This is a genomic window from Propionimicrobium lymphophilum DSM 4903 (assembly GCF_000423485.1).
In the GTDB taxonomy this organism is placed as follows: Bacteria; Actinomycetota; Actinomycetes; order Propionibacteriales; family Propionibacteriaceae; genus Propionimicrobium; species Propionimicrobium lymphophilum.
On record NZ_AUIB01000009.1, the window covers coordinates 15,573 to 31,857 of the forward strand.

General features: G+C 56.0%; 17 protein-coding genes. 5 read left to right on the forward strand and 12 right to left on the reverse strand.

Annotated elements, in window-relative coordinates; all coding sequences use genetic code 11:
• The 5 genes from G556_RS10405 to G556_RS0105985 all read right to left on the reverse strand — a co-directional run.
• On the reverse strand, positions 1 to 751 hold a 751-nt coding region (locus G556_RS10405; protein ID WP_036916134.1), incomplete at its 3' end, for an SNF2-related protein.
• Positions 732 to 1,010, reverse strand: coding sequence for a VRR-NUC domain-containing protein (locus tag G556_RS0105970; protein WP_028822116.1), 279 nt, complete (start codon positions 1,008 to 1,010; stop codon positions 732 to 734). The genes G556_RS10405 and G556_RS0105970, both read right to left, overlap by 20 nt.
• 134 nt (positions 1,011 to 1,144) lie before the next feature.
• The gene (locus G556_RS0105975) at positions 1,145 to 3,406 is read right to left on the reverse strand and encodes a phage/plasmid primase, P4 family (RefSeq protein ID WP_028822117.1); all 2,262 of its coding nucleotides are present in this window, start codon (positions 3,404 to 3,406) and stop codon (positions 1,145 to 1,147) included.
• Entirely contained in the window at positions 3,403 to 3,840 is a 438-nt protein-coding gene (locus G556_RS0105980; protein WP_028822118.1) for a DUF7768 domain-containing protein, read from the reverse strand. Before G556_RS0105980 ends, G556_RS0105975 begins: the two co-directional genes overlap by 4 nt.
• Positions 3,837 to 4,610 (reverse strand): phage antirepressor, encoded by a 774-nt coding sequence (locus G556_RS0105985; RefSeq protein WP_028822119.1) that lies wholly within the window; start codon positions 4,608 to 4,610, stop codon positions 3,837 to 3,839. Before G556_RS0105985 ends, G556_RS0105980 begins: the two co-directional genes overlap by 4 nt.
• A gap of 157 nt (positions 4,611 to 4,767) precedes the next feature.
• Between G556_RS0105985 and G556_RS0105990 the strand changes: the two genes are divergently transcribed.
• Positions 4,768 to 4,953, forward strand: a complete 186-nt coding sequence (locus G556_RS0105990; RefSeq protein ID WP_211219440.1) for a hypothetical protein — start codon at positions 4,768 to 4,770, stop codon at positions 4,951 to 4,953.
• Here G556_RS0105990 and G556_RS0105995 read toward each other — a convergent pair whose 3' ends face one another.
• The 7 genes from G556_RS0105995 to G556_RS10410 form a co-directional block, all read right to left on the reverse strand.
• Positions 4,954 to 6,921: a DNA polymerase gene (locus G556_RS0105995; protein WP_028822121.1), complete on the reverse strand. Its 1,968-nt coding sequence runs from the start codon at positions 6,919 to 6,921 to the stop codon at positions 4,954 to 4,956.
• Positions 6,922 to 7,000: 79 nt separating this feature from the next.
• Positions 7,001 to 7,552 (reverse strand): DUF2815 family protein, encoded by a 552-nt coding sequence (locus tag G556_RS0106000; protein WP_028822122.1) that lies wholly within the window; start codon positions 7,550 to 7,552, stop codon positions 7,001 to 7,003.
• A gap of 23 nt (positions 7,553 to 7,575) precedes the next feature.
• The gene (locus G556_RS0106005) at positions 7,576 to 8,712 is read right to left on the reverse strand and encodes a DUF2800 domain-containing protein (RefSeq protein ID WP_028822123.1); all 1,137 of its coding nucleotides are present in this window, start codon (positions 8,710 to 8,712) and stop codon (positions 7,576 to 7,578) included.
• Positions 8,699 to 9,112: a hypothetical protein gene (locus G556_RS0106010; RefSeq protein WP_028822124.1), complete on the reverse strand. Its 414-nt coding sequence runs from the start codon at positions 9,110 to 9,112 to the stop codon at positions 8,699 to 8,701. The genes G556_RS0106005 and G556_RS0106010 overlap by 14 nt, the downstream gene beginning before the upstream one ends.
• Positions 9,109 to 9,345 (reverse strand): hypothetical protein, encoded by a 237-nt coding sequence (locus G556_RS0106015; RefSeq protein WP_028822125.1) that lies wholly within the window; start codon positions 9,343 to 9,345, stop codon positions 9,109 to 9,111. Before G556_RS0106015 ends, G556_RS0106010 begins: the two co-directional genes overlap by 4 nt.
• Positions 9,346 to 9,350: 5 nt before the next feature.
• A complete protein-coding gene (locus G556_RS0106020) occupies positions 9,351 to 10,040 on the reverse strand; it encodes a sigma factor-like helix-turn-helix DNA-binding protein (RefSeq protein ID WP_028822126.1) in 690 nt (229 codons plus the stop codon).
• Positions 10,041 to 10,396: 356 nt separating this feature from the next.
• Positions 10,397 to 10,669 carry a hypothetical protein gene (locus G556_RS10410; protein WP_211219445.1) on the reverse strand — a complete coding sequence of 91 codons (273 nt, stop codon included), beginning with the start codon at positions 10,667 to 10,669 and terminating at the stop codon, positions 10,397 to 10,399.
• A gap of 106 nt (positions 10,670 to 10,775) precedes the next feature.
• On the opposite strand from G556_RS10410, the gene G556_RS0106030 reads away from it, so the two are divergent.
• From G556_RS0106030 to G556_RS0106045, 4 genes are read left to right on the forward strand one after another with little or no spacing between them, the layout of a single operon-like run.
• Positions 10,776 to 11,633 (forward strand): NBR1-Ig-like domain-containing protein, encoded by an 858-nt coding sequence (locus G556_RS0106030; RefSeq protein ID WP_028822127.1) that lies wholly within the window; start codon positions 10,776 to 10,778, stop codon positions 11,631 to 11,633.
• Positions 11,630 to 11,860 carry a helix-turn-helix domain-containing protein gene (locus G556_RS0106035; RefSeq protein ID WP_028822128.1) on the forward strand — a complete coding sequence of 77 codons (231 nt, stop codon included), beginning with the start codon at positions 11,630 to 11,632 and terminating at the stop codon, positions 11,858 to 11,860. Before G556_RS0106030 ends, G556_RS0106035 begins: the two co-directional genes overlap by 4 nt.
• On the forward strand, positions 11,860 to 13,629 hold the full coding sequence (locus G556_RS0106040; RefSeq protein ID WP_028822129.1) for a site-specific DNA-methyltransferase: 1,770 nt from the start codon (positions 11,860 to 11,862) through the stop codon (positions 13,627 to 13,629). The genes G556_RS0106035 and G556_RS0106040 overlap by 1 nt, the downstream gene beginning before the upstream one ends.
• Positions 13,630 to 13,640: 11 nt before the next feature.
• Positions 13,641 to 16,283 (forward strand): DEAD/DEAH box helicase, encoded by a 2,643-nt coding sequence (locus tag G556_RS0106045; RefSeq protein WP_028822130.1) that lies wholly within the window; start codon positions 13,641 to 13,643, stop codon positions 16,281 to 16,283.
• Positions 16,284 to 16,285: the final 2 nt, after the last annotated feature.

Genomic DNA, 16,285 nt, shown 5'->3' on the forward strand with positions numbered 1-16,285 from the left:
TCGGCTCCAACACCACAGGCGTTGCCGTCACCGTCAACTCTGGTAGCTGCAGGTGGTCGGTGGTTCTCATCGACAACGTCATGTCACCAATCGCCCTATAGATCTCATCCTCAGCACCCACACGGGGCTTGTAGCTGAACACCTGCATCCCATTGCGTTTATCGGGCACGAACCAGCGCTCGCGGTAACGGGTAATGAACCTACCCAAACGCTCGCCGCCGTCGAGGAGCCGGAATTGCGCCCACACATCCATCAGCCCATTCGACGCGGGCGTGCCGGTGAGCCCGACCCAGCGCTTAACGAAGGGCCGCATTTTCACCAGCGCAGTGAACCTTTTGGCTCGATGATTTTTGAAGCTGGAGAGTTCGTCGATGACGACCATGTCGAACGGCCAGCTACCCCCGAGTTGGTTCACCAACCATGGGATGTTTTCACGATTGATGACGGTTACCATCGCAGACTTGGCTAACGCCGCCAGCCGGTCTTGCTTGGTTCCAACAGCCACCGCCACCGTGAGCCCATCAAGGTGATCCCACTTCGCGATTTCTGCAGGCCACGTATCGCGTGCTACTCGTAGCGGCGCGACAACCAGCACTCGGGAGATGGTGAAGTAGTCGAGCATGAGCTGCCAGATCGCCGTCAACGTGATGACGCTCTTACCCAACCCCATGCCAAGGAGAATCGCGGCCTCGTCGTGGTCGATGATGAACTGGGTCGCCTGCCACTGGTAGTTATGCGGCTGATAATGCATCAAGCACCTCCCGTATGCCGTCAACCGAATCAACAACGAAGGTCTGGAATCCCTGGTCGCGCAGTTGGTTCATCCGATGCTGTTGGATTGGGCGTGGCTGTTTGCCTGGTGCTTTGAGCTCAACGAAAACAGCCCGGTTTCTCATCAGGCATATCCGGTCAGGTACACCCGTGGTTCCAGGGCAGACAAGCTTCCAGCACAAGCCGCCAGAGGCTTCAACGGCTTTCTTGAGCTTCGCTTCGATTGTTTTCTCGTTCATGGTCACTCCTTGAGTTCGATTCAGGGGTGACGGCATGTGACGAGTCGTTCCTAACCTTTTATATAGAGAAAAACACAATGTAATTTCACATGCGTAAGGTAGGGAATGGCTCGTCACAGCTCGTCACCATGGGGTTAGTTGCCGAATTCGGATGCGATCGCGAGCCCGTAGACGTACATGCCGTGTTTGGTCTTTTTCCGCACGAATCCGGCTTGTTCGACCGCAGCGTTGAAGTCGACCATCGGGCGCGCCCATCCTGAGGTGTTTTGCGCCCACGCCCGATACGTCTGGTAGAGGTCACCAGCCCTCTCCGATAATCCGTCCTTGACGTCGCATGAGTCCTCAAGGAACTGGGCGAACCAGTCGTTGTCCTCCTTATATGCTTGCGAGGCTTGAACCACCTGAGGCGGGGCTTTGAGCTTGTAGCCCTCGGCGTGGATGAGACGCGCGCCCTCCATGATCCAGGAAAGGATTGCTCCGCCTGCGTTTTCGAACAGGTGGTCGGCGTAGTTTTTCACGTCCGTATCGCCTTCGATGGTGGCGTTGAACGGGATGACGATGAGCCTGCGCCAGATGCCTGCGTCCATGGCTCCCACACGCGGCAGGTGATTCGTGTAGAGCACGAGCGTGTGGGAGGGTGTGAAGGCGAAGGGGTCCTTGAACTTTTTCTCTGCCGAGATCTGATCGGTCGAGGCTAGCTGTTTGACGTTCGAGGTTGATAGGCGCATGCCTTCTTCGGTTTCAGCCGCGATCAAGAGCCGTTTGCCTCTGGCTTCGGCGAGTTCGGGTTTGACGTTGCGGCGTACCCCGACAGTGAGCGCGTCGGCTGAGATCGTGCCCGAATACGTCCCCAACACTCGGGCGATGGTGTTCCAGAAGGTGGATTTGCCGTTGCGGCCGTCCCCGTAGGCGATGACGAGGGCTTCGACGAAGACTTGCCCGATAGCTGCCAGGCCGACAATGCGCTGCACGTAACCAATCAGCTCAGGATCTCCTTGGAAGAACACGTCCAGGGCGTCGGCCCAGATCTGTGCGCCCTCCTTGCTGGGGCTGACAGCGGTCTGTTTGGTCAGCAGATCGGCTGGGTTGTGCTCGTGGCTACTACTGTCGCGTAGATCCCATGTACCTGACGGGGTGTTGAGCTGGTAGGGGTCGACGTCGAGGTCGCGGATACGTACCTGCAAGATTGGCCCGGCTTCTTTCAACGTGGCCGTGATGTTGCGTGATAAACGCCTGGAGAGAACGAACTTGTGGTAGTTCTTTGCCTCATCCCATGCCCGGAACGCGGTCGCTTGCACAGGCGTGAGCTTGGCGATGCCGCGTGCTTTCGACGAGGCGGAGGCCATGACTAGATCTGCGCCGGTTGCCGTCATGGTCTCCCACGTGGACGCGATCAGGCGGTCGGCTTCTTCGAGCTGGCGGGAGGTCAATTCCTGAACCACGCCTTGTGCGGACAGGTCGTTCTCATCCCACACGCCATGGTCGTAGACAAGCCACTTGGTGGCGAGCGAGTAGCGGATCTTGTTCGCATACTCGCCAGCTAATGTGTCTGCCTGACCGACATCGGAAAAATCATCCGGGCGCAAACCCGCCAACGCCTCATAAGCCTCTGGCGGCAGATAGCTCGGGTCGGAGGCGACCTTCGTGGCGAACCTGCACGCCGAGTTCCAGATCGTCTGCAGTTCACCCTCGCTGAGTGGTGGTTCGCAGAGGTTGGCTTTGCGGTCGAAGAGGTCTCGTGCTTGGTCGGTATCGCCGTAGCGGATGAGGACTCGCCCGGCGAAGCGCGACAACGTAGCGTTGCGCGAGCCTTCACCAATCACGAGAGTACTTTGATCGAAGGCAGCAAACACATCGATCTCGTCAGCCGCATCCAACCACTCATCAAGCAGCTGGTTACCGTCGTGAATCGTGACGTGTGGGTTAGGGGTGCCGTAGATGAACCTGCCTGCGTCCAGAGCGTTACGATCGAAGAATCCAAACCGGCTCGCGAGGCGGTGTTTCAGCCTGGCGTATTCGTCGGCGTTCGTGATCGTGTGGATTGGGAAGTAGACGTGGAAACGTGGCCTAGCCGAAAGCACGCCCTTCGGCTTCATGTGGTTGCGGGAGGTGGCGGTCATGAACTCGACCCCAGACATCAACTCGCCAAGCTTCTCAGGCGTAATCCACTCGGTCTGTGTTTCGGTGTGGTCGTTGTCGATGTCCATGACCACGCAGTCCGACGCTATGAAGGCTGCGGTTGAGCGGCGATCATTCACGTACGTGGCCGCCACATGATCAAAACCCACGACCCCCGATAGCGAGGCCGCATCAGTGACCTCGTGTCGATGCGGGTAGTGGTTATTGTTCTGCACGCCTGTAACCGTGGCGGAAAACAAAGTGAAGGGCGTGGTCATGGGGTGACCTCCTTGAAATCAGAATCGAAAAACTTGATCGGCAATTCGAGGTCACGTGCCCACCCGATCTCTAAGCGCATACCAGGGCTGACGTGTCCGACGTATGCCCACAGTGCTTCGCACTTGGCGAGAAGCACCCGGTTGAAAAACATTGCTAGCTCACGCTGATCGGGATCGGCGTCGTCCATGAACTGGGGATAGTGCAGATGCGGGGCGAATGGGATTTTGCCCGCGCTTACTGCGAGCCCGCAGAATTGGCGGGCGAGCTCAACGTTCGCCTCGGTGTCGCCGGAGTAGGGCGAGCAGATATAAATCAAGGGCCGGTAGCCGAATTGTTCACGCTGGAGCTTCTTAAGCGCGTGGTAGCTCGTCAGGTCCAGATAGCCTTCGGTGTTCTTCTTCGACAGCCCAATATCGAGTGTCGTGACGGTCATGCTTGCACCTGACTTTCACGCTCGATCATTGGGAGGATGCCGAGCTGGTTCTTCAAAAGGTCGTAGATGAACAAGCGTCCCTTTTGCGTCCAGTACATGTGGGTGCGGGTCTGTCCTTCGCCGTATTCGTGGGTTTTCGACTGGGTATATCCCTGCTCGGCGTACTTGGCGTAGAGGAACCACCGGCCAGACTGATGAAACTGGATCTGCATGTCACGTAGGATCCGGTTGAGCTTCTTCGCGGAAAGTCCGTAGTCCTTCGCAATCGCCGTCGTCGTCAACAACGAATCGGACTGCAACACGACGTCGTAGTACGAGACTTTCGGTGCCGCCTCCAACAAGGCTTGCTCTGCTGCCAGGCGCTTGGCCCGCTCGGCACGCAGCGTGGCGATGGCATGCTCCAGGAATTCATCATCAGCGAGCAGTTCGTCGTATGCATACATGCCGTGGCGACGAATCGTCGGCAACACCTCATCGAACACCCAGGATTCGAACTTCTGCGCTGCCGGGAGCTTCGAGGAAATAATGAGGCGGTAGAGGTCGCCTTCGGTAATGAAGGTGGCTTCTTGTTCGCGTCCCATGGCATCGACGATGGGGTAACGTTTTAGACCCCCATCGGCGCGAACATGATCGCGTACTGCCTTGCTGGCGTTAACGTAGCCGAGCGCGGTGGCGACGTCCTTGCCGCAGAAAAGGATCTGACCATCAGTGGTGGTAGTGCGGATGGTGCCGAACACGTCGTTGGTAAATGTTTGAATCTGGCTTCCCATGGCGGGGTTCCTTCCCGAGACCCCGTCGAGAAAAAGTCGTGCCGGGCGGCACAAGGAGTTTAGGGCCTCACCCCACTGCCGACGAACCTAAAAGTGTTAAATCCATGCTGGGTATACCCCGCAGACAAACAGTGCTGCGTGAGTGAACATGGATGGCATGAGTGAGATTGATAAGGGAACGGTGTGGGCGATGGCGAAAAACATGCGCCTGATGTGTCTACTTGAATACATGGAAGAACTCGAAGCTAACACGGAGCAGTTCGAAGAAAACCAGCAAATCGGCCAATATTTAAACGAACTACTCAACACCAAACCATCACTGCTGTTGGGTGATAAAAGTTAGCTAGTCTTTGCGGTAATAGGAGCATTCATACCCGTCAGCCTCTAGCGGTAAACCGGTAGCCCAATCGGGCACGCTAGCCATGAGCGCACAAATATCTTCAACCGTCGCCTTACTGGTGGCGGGTTCGTCGATGACGATTTCGTCGTGAACATGCATCACAATCCGATGCCCCGACTTGGCGACGGCGTGCATGCCGGTGACGAGCAGGTCACGAGCGATCGCTTGGACGATATTCTCGACGAGTTTCCCGCCATAGGTTTCTAACTGTCCCCAGCGGCGTGCTGTGGTGGTTCCGGTGTAGGTGATGGATGTTCCACCCCACTGGTTCTCACCCAGACGCGGCTGGACGTAAGCAAGCCGTCTGTCGGAGGGCAGTTCGATGAAGAGAATCCCAGACTCAACGGAGAATCGCAGGTTACGCAAGCGGATTGGCTGGCGAGATGTGATCGCGGCGATGACTGCTTCTTCGACGTCTGCCCAGAGCCCAACGATGTGTGGGTTGGCTTGCCGCCATGCGTCCACGATCGGTTTGAGCTCGTGCTCGACTAAGCCCATGGTGAGGGCTCCCATGGCTTTAAGCGCGCCGACGGAGCCGCCATAACCACAGGCGAGCACCGCTATTTTCCCTTTCTGACGAAGCTCACCGTTAACGCCGTGTTTCTCGACTGGGACGCCGAACATGCGGGAAGCGGTTTCGCAGTAGAGGTCTTTACCTTCGCGGAACGCGTCCAGGGTGGTTGTTTCTCCTGCGAGCCATGCGATGACGCGCGCTTCGATTGCGGAAAAGTCCGCAACGATAAACCTGTGGCCGGTGCTGGGGATGAAGGCGGTGCGGATGAGTTGGCTGAGGGTGTCGGGCACGGACTCGTAGAGCAGCTCAAGTGCGTCGAGGTTGCCTGTTCTGACGAGCGTGCGTGCTTGGTCGAGATCTGTCAGGTAATTCCTTGGCAGGTTTTGGACTTGGACGAGGCGTCCTGCGAAGCGTCCGGTACGCCCTGCACCGTAGAATTGGATGAGCCCGCGTGCCCGGCCGTCACTGCCTGCGACGTTTTGCATCGCCTGGTATTTCTTCACCGAAGATTTCGCCAGATCACCGCGCAGTTCGAGGACTTCCTTCACCGCGCCAGTCGCGGTATCGAGGGCGGCATCAACGTCGGCTTTCGCTAGTGATTCGAGTTCGCAGCCATTGGTTTGGAGCCATTGTTTGAGCTGGATTGGCGAGTTCGGATTCTCCAACCCAGTCAATGTCTGTGCCCGCGCAAGCGACGCGTTACGGTGATGTTCATCCACGGCAACGGCATTGTCCACGAGCGTGTGGTCGAGAAGAATCCCGGCATCATTAATGCGTTGATCAAGAGCGTAGGTGTCCCATTCGGACTCTGGCATCGGAAAAAACGCCAGTCTGTCGTGGATGGCGAGCTCAACCTCGACATCGCGCCGGTTGTAGTCGATAAACCGCGCCCACCCGGTCGGATCCGCTGATGGTGGGTTACGTCGCTTACCGCCATTCAAGACTGAGGGTGCGGCGGGTGTGCAAAACTGCTTAATCAGCTTCTTACCCGCACCATCCTTTTGAACGTCAAGTTTCAAAACCGTGGCTACCGCGTCGAGGCTCATCGGCAGACCAAGGTAGGCCGACCAGATCATAGTGCAGCGCCACTGCCTTGGGTCAAGAAACCCCTCACCGAGAAGCTCAGGATGATGGCGGCGAATCCAGGCAGACAGGCAGACTCGTTCGAAAGCGGCGTTATGTGCCCACTTGACCACGCCCGGATCCACCAAAGCCGCCAGCACCTCGTCGGGCATAGATTGTCCGCCTGCGAGATCCACAACCTTAACTGGGCCACCGTCGACCGAATATCCGAACAGGAGAAGCTCGAAGTCTGGGTGCTCGCAATACGGGTAGACGCCTGTCTTGGCGAGTTGGGCGGGGCTGAAAGATTCAATATCACAAAAGAGTGTTCGCATGACGGGGTTCCTTTCGCATCAGAGGAAAATGTGGAGGGAACCAACGGCATGTGCTGGTTCCCTCCACGTGTGGGGATGGTTAGTTAAGGAAGTCTTCATCAGTGGCGAAGGCACCGAAGTCGGTCTCAGCCGAGACACGCCCGCCGCCGAGACTTTCACCGTCACGGGTCTTTTGAATGTTTCCCAGTGCGCAGGCGATTCCTCGGTTGCCGTTCGTGTTAAACGCGTAGAAGGACAGGGATACTCGTGCGTAGCAGCCTGAGTAGACCTCGGCGCGGTCCAGGATTGGTGCCACATGCTGATCGACGATCTGTGGAGCCGTCAGGGAGTTGGCGTTGAGGAAGTAGGCGCCCTTGTAGGCTTCGTCGTCACGCTCGATATCTCCATCGCGCAGCGGGAGCTTGAGGGCTGCCTTGTTGGGTCGCTTGCCACCAAACTTCCCGATACCTGCTTCGATCGCCGCATCCACCGCGCGCTCGATCGCAGTGATCGTGGCGGTATCAGTCTTGGGGATGATCAGGGAGACGGAGTACTTGGGCTTGCCTCCTTGGATCGAGTTCGGCTCCCACACATGCGCATAGCTGAGGCGTACTTCGCCGGTCACAATACGGGTCGGATTCTGAGTAGTCATAATCTTGTTCTTCTTTCTGTTCGTTACTTGTTTGGTTGAAAATCGGTGGCCGCGCTCACCAGGTCGAGCGGCGGCCGTTTGTCGGATGCAGGCACCAATGTGGGTTTGCCTGCAGGTTTGGTCACGAGATCACCGAGGATCTCGTTGAAGGCGGGTTTACCCATCAGCTTTTCCATTGCTGTAAGAGTGATGAGCTTGCGATCCCAGATGTCCTTGTAACCAGCCGCTTCAGCCGCTGCAGCAACGTCGGTTTCGGAGGTGTATTTGCGTACCGACCGTCCGGCGACGAGCTTGAACCCCTCAAAGACCACGCCCTGGTTGACGGCTTTCGACAGGGCGTAGGCTTCGACATCCGCCGCCCATGTTTTGAGCTGCGGTATACGGGCCAGCACGTCAGCGATCTCTGTATCGCTAAGTTCTGCTGGTGGAGTGAACTCGAGCTTGGCAAGCGCAAGATTGGCTTCGGCTCGTGCTCGACACGTTGGCGCGATACGACAGAACTGACACCACGAGCCAGGACAAAACTCACCCTTACCTGCAGCGGCGAGCTCGGCTTTAGGTTTGACCTCGGTTTCAGCCCAGTGTTCGAGCTCGGCAACAGAGATTTCCCAGGTGTCGACGTTGCCCCGGCGCGGCTGATAGATCGTCACTGATACCGTCTCGATGTCATACAGGATCCCGAAGGCGTGAAGCGCTCCGAGCGCATACAGCATCAACTGCGGATTGTTCGCGGCTTCAACCAACACGCCTTGCCCGTACTTCAGATCAATAATCTGCAAGGTAGGTTCGGCGATGATCACGCAGTCCCCGGTGCCAAAACCGCCAGGAACAATGTGGGAGAAGTCCAGGCGTTGCTCGATCAGCACCTGCGGATCACCACAGGTCTCCAGGGCGATGGAGATGTGTTCTTGGACGTAAGCGACGTAGTCGTCTGTCAAGGTTTCCATCTCGTCATCAATCCAGGTCGAGACTGGACGTTTCGAGCGCTGCTTGAGTGCTCGGCGGAGTTTGTGCTCGGCGAGGGCGTGGGCGGCGGTGCCTTGCTCGGCCGCAGCCGACGTCGACTCCGGCTCATCGGATTCCAGACGAGCGGAGGGGGTGCAGTTGAGCCACCTGTGAGCACCAGAAGCTGAGAGGAGTGCGTGATCAGACGGTGCCATCAGCAATCCCTTTCGCTTGTTGAAGCAGCCAGCCGAACTTCGACGGATCCACCGCTGAGAGCTTGTCGGCACCAGCCTCGACGATCAGCTCACGAACCTTTGCGGTGTGGCCTTGCGCTGAGAGCTCGGAAAGAAAAGCACGTACTTCTTCGAGCGTCACTATCAGTTCAGGTTCAACCTCTGGCTCGTCCGCGAGTAGTTCTGGCTGGTTATGCGTGGCTGGGATGGTTTCGAAGGGTTCCTTGATCTGCAGGGCAAGCTCCGGGCGTTCACCAGGCATTCCTGCGTGGTCTTCGAAGCTCTCCTCAACGATCTGCTGAGCCCGCGCAAGCAAATCAGCAAGCGACCGCAGCGCCTGGTTCCCATCACGAATAAAGGCGTTAATTTCCGGCATCATCATTTGGACTCACCAGCCTTGAGAGCATCAGCCAGAGCCATGAGGTCGTCATCGGTGTTTTCGGTGATGTCGATCTGCTTAACCGAATCACCAGGGACAAGAATCATGACTTTGCGCGGGGTACCAAGCAGTAGGCGCATGAGCCGTTCACGCAGCGTCACATTCTTGGTGGCGACGATTCCTGGATCGTCAGGGATACGCCGGGCAATATGAAGCTTGAGACTATGTCGAGCCATCGGGCTTACCTTTCTTCCATGTTGGTGGGAGCAGCCCGGTTGGCTTCTCCCTTCACCCCACTGCCGACACCGCCCGAAGTGTTAAATCGAGCCTCCTCAACCGCCTGCCGGATCAGCAATTTCACCTCTGCCACCAGCTGCGATACCCGAGCACGGCTCAACCCCATATCGCGCGCCACCTGCGCCTGATTGAGCTTGTCGGTTGCAAGCAGACGAGTCATCACCTCACGATGCTGGGGATCCAACTTAGCGATGACGCCACGCATCACCTTGAGCTCACAGGCACGCTGGACACTGTCCTCACGTTCAATAACCTGATCTTCAGCGCTCATACCTGGCGAAGCGGGGTCAAGATTGATCTCGAGCATCTGCTCATACGAAAACGATGCGTTGTTCGGCAGACGGCATCCACGTCGAGGAGCGCACCCAGCCCCGCACGTGCATTTCTTCTTACCCTTGCCGCGATCGGCGCGAACCGCCTTATGCGTGGCCGCTTCTTCTGCGTTCCACAACTCGTCGAGAATCTTCTGTGCCGTGCGGGGCTTGACCTGGTCGAGCGGAACACCAGTAGCTGCGGCGCGTTGCTGGCGGTCGGTAACGATCATGAGAGCAAACTCGCCAGGGTCAATGTCGAAAGCGTCAGTGACGGACTCGTTCTTGTTGTTGTCTGCTTCGTGCTTGAAGGTGACCTTCATCGAAGGATCTCCATTTCTCCGGGAATCCCGGTGATTTGGAGACCTGATCTGTTTGGCTCAGATCACTGGTAAGAACTGCTAGGAAGACGACAAAGGCGAGCCACCCCACCCGCCCCTCAGCAAAGAGGGGTTGGGTGAGGTGACCCGCCGAGCGCTCCCAGAGCAGGTCTCACTAGTGATTTGTTTGTCTAACCCCACGGCCTGCACCCGCCATAGGGCTTTGCTCATCCGCCAGATGAGCTCCCGAACAATCACGCTCAGGCTTGGAGAACGTCAGTGCCGGTGGCCACCGCAAGCACCTCGCCCTCACCCGTACGGTCATGACAGACGTCAAAACCGGACGGGGTAACGCGCGGTTACTTGCCGTGCTTGGACGGCTTAGTCTGCGCCAACGCCGACGCGGCAACAGACTTCGAGTCCTTGCCATAACGGCCATCGCGCAGCACAGCTGATGCCTTGCGTGCCACAGCACGCGATGTCTGCTTGCGGTTCCTACCCACGCTCTTCACCTCCTTCGCTCGCGCTACGACACCCACCACCAGTTGGTGCGTGTTCATGAGCGTTCGCGCGAGTCGGCGTGCGATAATGAGAGTGATGTTGCTCGTCTCGTCGGCTCGTGTTTTGCTCACACTTCAATCAAAGTGGACGAATTTTCTAGACGACGGACGATGAAAGGGCAGGAATTTCTAGATCTTCTAGAGTTTCTTCTAGACGGTGTGTGACGGAGGTGGATCATTGACCCTGAGCGCCTTTTGCCGCGCAATTTACAAGCCAAAAGCTCCGATAAAATCGCAGAGTAAGTTCGCACGCGCAGTTTTTGAGGCAGCAGGAAGCGCCGCAGTCTATTCCACTCCGTACTGGACGGCGCTCTTTCGCGGCGACCAAGAAGTATCTGACCCAGTTCGCGGTTCGCTACCGAATCAGATCAAGAAACAGGCACTGCACAAGTTCTTGCTAGGTCACATCACCCCACCCCGTCGCGCCACATACACGCTGGAAGATCGATGCCGCGAAATCGGCGCTTCCGCCGGTCTTCCGTCAAGCATGGAAATTGAACCTGACGCCTTCATCTGGGCACTGACCGACTGGTTTGATGCGATCATCCATGATCCAGACCATTGCGATGTCCTCGAACGCTGCTACCGACTTCGCCTTGAAGGCCAGGAACCAGGCGAAATAAACCCTGCACCGCAGCCGCTCTATCAAGGAGATCGCGTCGACGTGACGGAACCGCCCGCACTGCAAAAACACAAGCCAGGATTTTGGGACGAGTTCACTCACACCTGGACATTGCGCAACGTTGGCAGCATCGACTGGACCGGTCGGACACTCGTCTGTACGAATCCAACAAACCCGCGAATACGACCCGTCGGCACCACACAAATCACCATTCCTGACAGCCCACCGGCGACGGGAAAGTTCATCAAGATTTCTTGCACGTTTCGGGCACAAGGCTATGAAGGGGTGGCCTCAAGCCACTGGGAAATGCACAACGCGGATGGCGAGAACTGCTTCCCTCGTGAAAGCATGACCTTCAATGTCGATGCCACAGTTATTAACCCGGATCTTCACGCGATAAGGCAGGAACGATGAGCGAAGCTGAATTAGAAAACTGGGTCACCATGAAAGAAGCACAAGCTCACCTTGGTGTGCGCCGGGAGACCATCACGAAATGGATCGCGACCCATAATCTTCCTGCCTACAAGGTCGGCAGGGTCTGGAAGTTCAAACTCTCAGAAATCGATGAATGGGTTCGTACCGGTCAAGCCGCAGAAGAACCACATACCAACAACATTCACGAGCCTAAGGAGGAACGCTAATGCCAGAACTGAACTGGGTCGGCAAAGACAAGGTGATCACCCACCACCTCGACGTTCCCTACCGCGTCCTCGACCGCCAATACTCATATGACGAGCACGGCCAGCACGATGCGGACAACGGCTCACAGAACATGATTATTCACGGCGACAACCTCGAGGCCCTCAAAGCGCTCCTGCCACGCTATGAAGGAAAAGTCGACTGTATCTACATCGATCCTCCCTATAACACAGGCAACGAAGGCTGGATCTACAACGACGCCGTCAACGACCCACGAATCAAGAAATGGCTTGGCGAAGTCGTCGGCAAAGAAGGCGAAGACCTCTCACGCCACGACAAATGGCTATGCATGATGTATCCAAGGCTTCGTCTTTTGCAAAAACTACTGTCTCCCGAAGGCGTGATGGCGGTCAGCATTAGCATGCACGAGCTTCCAAACCTTCTACCTGTATTGCAGGAGGTTTTCTCAACAAAACAAGTCGTACCGATTACAGTACAAACCTCCGGTGGTAAACCTTCAAAAGGTTTCAGTATCAGTAATGAATACCTAGTAGTTGTTGCGCCGGTCGAGTTCAATCCGAATACATACGATGAAGGAAAGAAGAAATATAGTTCGGCGTACCATGGAATGAACTTAGCTACCTTCGATCAGGTTCAGCGACCAAACCAGACCTATCCGATTTTCATTGATAGCGCGGGGAAAATAGTCGGAGTCGGTCCTTCCTTGCAGGAGCGTGTGTCTACTGGTGCTTTTAGTGGCGACCTTTCTGAATTCAAGTTTGATTATTCGGAAGCACCTCAAGGGTGCGAAGCAGTTTGGCCAGTTACAGCGAAAGGCATCCCTTGCGTCTGGAGGTTGATCCCTGATCGACTTTTGAGTGATTGGGAAAAAGGATTCATTAAAGTCGTTCCGTCGACAGACAAAACGAAGAATGCATGGACGGTTCAATACCTCTCTGGCGGAGTGATTAAGAAGATTAAGTCCGGTGAATTTCAAACGCGTCGTGTTTCCGACAATCCTAAAATCCCAACCCTCGAAGTAATTAACTATGAGACAAGTTCATCTAGCGTCCCCACAGTTTGGCTAGATAAACAGCTTTTTACCACTCGCGGCGGAGAGCAAATCGCAGATCTTCTCGGCAGTAAATCTGCTTTTCAATACCCAAAGCCTGTCGACTTGGTTAAGCAATATTTACAACGCGTGACCTCAAGAACATCGGTTGTACTCGACTCCTTTGCCGGGTCCGGAACTACGGCCCATGCGGTCCTCGAACTAAATTCCGAGGATGCAGGAGAACGTAACTTTATTCTCGTGGAGCTCGGAGACTATGCAGATAGTGTTACCGCCACACGCGTCAAGAGAGTCATCAAACAACAGCTGGAAGGAGATTTGTTGTCGGCAAAGTTGGATAAATCTTTCTCCTTCTATGAACTTGGCGAGCCGCTGCTTATTGATGGTGATTTGAATTCCGACGTTCCTCTTGAGCGGGTCCGTGAGTATGTGTGGTTCACCGAAACTGGGCAGCCGTTCTCGAATCCGACCAGTGCTCATCCGTATTTCCTGGGTCGGCATGAGGATGCGTCGTTGTTTTTCGTGTTCGAGCCGGATCGTGTGACGAGTTTGGATCGTGGCTATCTGGCTTCGATCCCGTCTGAGTGTGCGGCTAGTTCGTATGTGATTTATGCCGATACCTGTTTGTTGTCGGATAAGGAGCTGCGCTCGCTGAATATCACGTTTAAGAAGATCCCTCGGGATATCAGCCGTCTCTAAGGAGTTTGGTTATGGAGTTGAAGAAGTATCAAAACCGGGTGATCGCCGATCTAAAGGATTACCTCACGCAGGTCAACGAGCAGCCCACTCTGAGCGAAGCTTTCAAGATGTTTTGGGAGTCTCGCCAGATCGAGGTTGGCACCCCGCAGATGCCGGGCTACCAGAATGTGATCGATGGCGTCCCGCACGTGTGTTACAAGGTCCCAACTGGAGGTGGGAAGACGTTTTTGGCGTGTGCGTCGGTGAAGCCGATATTTGAGGCTTTGCCGCCGACGCGGAAACAGGCTGTGGTGTGGCTGGTGCCGTCGGATTCGATTTTGACGCAGACGTTGGCGGCGTTGAAGAATTCCTCGCACCCGTATCGGCAGAAGCTGAATACTGATTTTGGTGGCCGGGTTGAGGTGTATTCGAAGGAAGAGTTGCTGGCGGGGCAGAATTTCAGCCCGTCGACGGTGGCTGAGCAGTTGTCGGTGATGGTGCTCTCGTATGACTCGTTCCGCTCACGGACAAAGGACGGGCGCAAGGCATACCAGGCCAATGGGAATCTCGCCTCGTTCGCGACTGCGTTTGGTGCCCCGGAGCAGCCGATCGAGAACGCGGATGAGACGGCTTTGTTTCAGGTGATTAACCAGTTGAATCCTGTGGTGATCGTGGATGAGTCGCATCACGCGACGAGCACGTTAAGCCAGGAGATGCTCACGAATTTCAACCCTGCGTTCATTCTTGATTTGACCGCGACCCCGAAGCGGCAAGCGAACGTGATCTCGTATGTGGATGCGCTCTCGCTCAAGAACGAGAGCATGGTTAAACTTCCGGTCATCGCGTATAACCGGTCCTCACAGAAGGATGTTGTTACGGATGCGATCGATCTTCGCCGTTCTCTAGAGGTCGCCGCTACACAGCAGTATGAGAATGGTGGCGCTTATATTCGCCCGATCGTGTTGTTCCAGGCTCAGCCGAAGACGAGCGAGGATGCGACTTCGTTTGAGCGGTTGCGTGACAAGCTGGTTAAGGCGGGTATTCCTGCCGAGCAGATCGCGATCAAGACCGCCGACGTGAACGAGCTCAAGGGCGTGGACCTGCTGAGCGAGGAGTGTCCGATCAGGTTCATCATCACGGTGAACGCGTTGAAGGAAGGTTGGGATTGTCCCTTTGCCTACATTTTGGCGTCGTTGGCGAACAAGACCAGTCAGGTCGATGTTGAGCAGATCCTTGGCCGTGTTCTGCGCCAACCCCACGCGAAGAAGCAGCCGAACACGTTGTTGAACATGAGTTACGTGTTGACCTCCTCGAACGATTTCGGGGCCACGCTCAAACAGATCGTTGCGGGTCTCAACAGTGCTGGATTCTCCAAGCGTGACTTCCGTGCAGCCGATCAAGTTGCTTTCGACTTCACTGGCGCGAACCAGTCCAGTAAACCCGCCCCTACGTCGTCAGACTCAGTGGAAGGTATGGACGTTGAAGAGTTCCTGGAGTTCGATGAAGAACAGGTTGCAGCTGATCTGGATGCGCGCGAAGAATCCGCTAGTTCACCAGAGCCTTCGCCGGATCTGACGGTTGCTTCGATGATCGAGCAGGCGGCTCAGCAGGGTGCGGACTATGAGCAGGAGGCCGAAGAAGCCGCCCAGATGGGTGAGGGTTACGTTCCCTCGGATTTGGAGGATGCTGTGGACACGAGCTTCGTCAACCCCGAATTCGCTGACGAGATCGAAACCCTTCGCCTTCCCCAATTCGTCATCCAAGAACCCGGATCAGCATTGTTCCCGACCGCTCATGAGGGATACAACGAGCTCAAGCACGAGGCACTAGCAGGTGACTTCGACTTGGCTACGAAAGACATCGATATCGACTTGTCGACGGCAGATGAACAGATGTACAAGATCGACGTGCGAAAGGACTCCGAGGTTCCTAAAGCCTTCCGGATGTCGAGCACCGACCAAAAGTTCATGCGCGAACACTTCTCGAAACTGAGCATCGAAGGACAAAAACGTAACACAGCTGAAGCGATCTACCAACGGATCAAACCGATCAATTCGATCACTGACTCTGACTTGCGCGCATACATCGTGCGGATGGTTGAGGCCTTCGACACCGAGCAACTGCTGACCTATCAAGAACACCCGCATGCGGTAGCAAGCAAGGTCAAACAGAAAATTGACGGTCTTTTGGAAGCGCACAAGGTCAAGAGGTTCTATGAGGACATCGAGACCCGCCGCGTTGATGTTCAACCGCTCTATGCGTTCCCGAAAGCGATCCAGCCCGTTCATGCTTCCTCCCTGATTGGCGGCTCCCTGTATGAGGCCGAAGACAAGATGAACGGCTTTGAGCTCGAACTCGCTGGTCGCTTCTCTGGAATGGACAACGTTCGCTGGTGGCACCGTGTCATTGAACGCAAGGGCTTTTGCCTCAACGGGCCGTTCAACCACTACCCAGATTTCGTCGTGATGACCACCAGCGGCACCATCGTGGTTGTCGAGACCAAGGGCGAGCATTTGAAGAACGACGATTCTAACCGCAAGATCAGGCTCGGGCGGGCGTGGGCGAACATGTCTGGCAATGGTTATCGCTACTACATGGTCTTCGAAGATGGCGTCACTCCACCTGACGGGGCGGTTACTTTGTCGGAGCTCGTGCGTATCCTCGAAAAGCTGTAGGC